2 protein-coding genes are annotated in these 1,942 nt (G+C 43.3%); both read right to left on the bottom strand.

Translation table 11 applies throughout. The annotated features are described in order from the left end of the window. Window positions 1-190: 190 nt before the first annotated feature. On the bottom strand, window positions 191-919 hold the full coding sequence (locus tag H7F08_RS15200; RefSeq protein WP_193640998.1) for a hypothetical protein: 729 nt from the start codon (window positions 917-919) through the stop codon (window positions 191-193). 33 nt (window positions 920-952) lie between these two features. Then, the gene (locus H7F08_RS15205; protein ID WP_193640999.1) at window positions 953-1,276 is read right to left on the bottom strand and encodes a hypothetical protein; all 324 of its coding nucleotides are present in this window, start codon (window positions 1,274-1,276) and stop codon (window positions 953-955) included. Window positions 1,277-1,942: the final 666 nt, after the last annotated feature.

The following is a 1,942-nucleotide window of genomic DNA, read 5'->3' on the forward strand; positions in this document are numbered from 1 at the left end:
CTTGGGCTCGGAGATGTGTATAAGAGACAGATTTTATACTGCTGTACCCACCGGGCGAGCAGCTTATGATCGGTATCGGGCAAAGACCGCTCTGTCAGATCATACCCGCTGTCAGCGGCCAACGAAGCTTTGCCCGTTTTGTGAGTGCCTATCCCAGATGCGGGTGATTCCGATCGGTTTAATGGACCCATCAGGCACCACCATCAATAAGTGGAATCACCGCATTGACCCACGACTGCCTCAGCCAATTTCGAATAGACTGACGGTCCACGATAAACAAAGGACTATCCGCCCCTGTCAGGGAGGCCAATGATCGATTTTTGTGCGTTTTGAGAACACTAGCAACACGCGAGGCTAGTTCAGGAATCTCACCAACCAGTCCGCCACCTTTTATCCATGCATTTTTGTGAACCGGTTGGGTAAACCATGAGAAATCGGCATCGTAGGCACTTTCGTGGCGGTTCACCACGGCCATCTTGCGGTCAGCCATTTGACAAAGAAGAGAACGTGACGACATTTCTGCGCTGGCTTCCTCAACACCAATCATCCAAGCGACACATACTTCAAATCCTAAATCCTGGGCAACGGGCAGTATCAAATTCGCATTCGTGTCGAAGGCTTTTTTCCCATTGGCTGGTGCGTTAATCACCACGTTTTCGCAACCCATCTGCTCAATGCGCCTGAACAGAACGGTCATGCTGTTTTCGGCATCGCGCCCCGATTTGTCCAGATCCACGCTGAAAACGGTGACGCCCTCGACGCCTTCATAACGATTGGCTACGTCCCCCGTCTCGACGTCTCCTTCCACAACGGCGACAGGTAAATTTCTGTCGAGCAAATAATCGACGGTTAGCATCGAGAAAATGCTTTTGCCCACGCCACCCTTGTCGCCATGGCTGATAATCAATTTTTTATGCATAACAAGATTCCTTTTCAGTAGATGGTAAAAAACTCATTGATTGGCAGGATCATCCAAGTTGATGATTCCTGATTTGGATATGAGCCGTTCATGAATATCTAAGCCACGACCTATACTCGTCTTTTGCTTTTTTACAGGTACCATTAACTTCCCTTTTTTGATGCCCATAGAGACCCGCGCATAACATCCAGCCACATCTTTTCCGCGCCCGGTAAATCCGAGAGCATCAGCAATGTCATTCCAGGTACGCATTAATTTTCTAGCAGTATTAATGTCTTCGTAGCGGCTTAAAACAACCGACTTCATGGTATAACGTTTATCCGGTCCGTCGGCAATCAGCTCTGTTAATTTATCCACGCATGGCTCCTTTTTTTCTGCATTTTTCAAAAATATCTCTTAATACATATTGTACCAATAAAAGTCACTTCAACGAAGCATGTGATGCCATTCTCTGTAGAATTTCAGTGTTTTCTTTTTATGCCGTTAAATATCCTTTATTTATCTGTTGATTTTCGGATTATCGGTCCGAAGGTTTTCTGTATAGAATGCGCATCTTATCTTTAGGTAATCATCACATAACGCACATATACCGTAGTTTTTCCATATAGTTCAGCATTTAAACGATAAGTTTTGTACACACATATAGATATGTTAACTACACACAAACCCACCCAAAATCATGACATTGTTATTAGTTTTATCCTGAATTTTGAGGTCAGATGGGTTTTCAATAATGCTTGGTGTCTTGAGCCTGTTGGTGTCGTTACTGTGATCGAACGGTAACGGGATAAACCTACCTAAGCTTCGTGCATTTAATTTAATTTGGTATTATAAAAACTAAAGTTTCACCGTTTTTCCGCGAGGAAAATCGGCATGGTTAACAAAAATGTCGGTCATTAAATATTATTATTTATCTATGAATTATACTTATTTTGGCGCTATTTTGTTACCCTATTTTTCTTGTTTTATTTATTGTGAATCAGCCAGATAACGATGAATAGAACCGCCTTCCGTGATATAATG

The organism is Acidithiobacillus sp. HP-11 (assembly GCF_015100075.1).
GTDB lineage: Bacteria > Pseudomonadota > Gammaproteobacteria > Acidithiobacillales > Acidithiobacillaceae > Acidithiobacillus > Acidithiobacillus thiooxidans.

What these genes read in the sequence shown, in the direction of transcription:
- H7F08_RS15200 (WP_193640998.1), bottom strand. Translation starts at nt 919, where the DNA reads ATGCATAAAAAATTGATTATCAGCCATGGCGACAAGGGTGGCGTGGGC.